Origin of the sequence: Paracoccus sp. S4493, from assembly GCF_000967735.1 — a bacterium.
In the GTDB taxonomy this organism is placed as follows: domain Bacteria; phylum Pseudomonadota; class Alphaproteobacteria; order Rhodobacterales; family Rhodobacteraceae; genus Paracoccus; species Paracoccus marcusii.
This window is the reverse complement of sequence record NZ_JXYF01000160.1, coordinates 1-1,008: the sequence shown is the minus strand read 5'-3', so window position 1 is coordinate 1,008 and position 1,008 is coordinate 1. Positions and strand designations below refer to the sequence as shown.

Here is a 1,008-nt window from a genome sequence, read left to right as displayed (position 1 = left end):
CCGTCATCCTCGATGACCAAGGCCAGCTGTTCGGTCCCCCCCGGCGACAGAGAGATGCGGATGTTGCGGCTGCCCGCCTCGGCGGCATTGTCCACCAGCAGGCGGACCGCCTGTTCCAGCATCGGATCGGCCATGATCACCGGATCGCACCGCATGTCAAAGCTGATCCGAACGGGCAGGGCCAGTCCCTCGACCGCCGCCTCCAGGAAGGCGCGCGCGCGCATCGCCTGCGCCTCGTCCAGGCGCTCCTGGCCCGATGACAGCAGCATCTCGGAGACGATCTGGCGGCATCGCGACAGCTCCCGCTGCATGACGGCGATCTTGTCGTCCAGCTCGTCCCCCTGCGGCGCGCCAAGCGTCTGCCAGTCGTCCAGAGTGACCGCAAGCGTGGTCAGGGGCGTGCCCAATTCATGCGCCGCGCCACTGGACAGCAGCCCCAGACGGACCAGGTGATCCTCCTCCAGCATCTGCTGACGCAGGGCCTGGATCTGGGCGTCGCGGTCGCGCAGGTTCGCGGTGATGCGGGTGACGAACCAGGTCAGCAGGCTGGCGGCCAGCAGAAAGGACAGAAACATCCCCTGCAGATGCAGGTCCAGAAAGCTGGGCCCCGCCCCGTGCCACAGATGCGGCAGCGGCAAAGGCACACCATTGCCGGTCAGCCAGAAATGCGCCGCGATCGTCGCCAGCAGGATCAGCGCCGCATGCCCCTGCGGAAGCAGTACGATCGCCAGGATGACCTGCAGGATGAACAGCGACACGAAGGGATTGGAGGCGCCGCCCGACAGATACAGCAGGATCGTCAGGCTGGCCACGTCCATCAGCAGTTCGGCCGTCACGGTCAGGTCGGTGATCGGGTGCCCCCGGCGCAGACGCCAGGCGGAGAACAGGTTCAGGAAGATCAGGAACCCGACCACCGGCAGCATCTGCCCCCATGGCAGCGTCGTCACGTCCAGCAGGACGACCGTCCCCCAGATCGCCAGCAGCTGTCCCGCGACCGCGATCCAGCGC

1 protein-coding gene is annotated in these 1,008 nt (G+C 67.2%); it reads right to left on the bottom strand.

Annotation, left to right across the window (positions count from 1 at the left end; genetic code table 11):
* A partial coding sequence (locus tag TW83_RS15690; protein ID WP_045983719.1) for a histidine kinase dimerization/phospho-acceptor domain-containing protein occupies window positions 1-1,008 on the bottom strand: 1,008 nt, incomplete at both ends.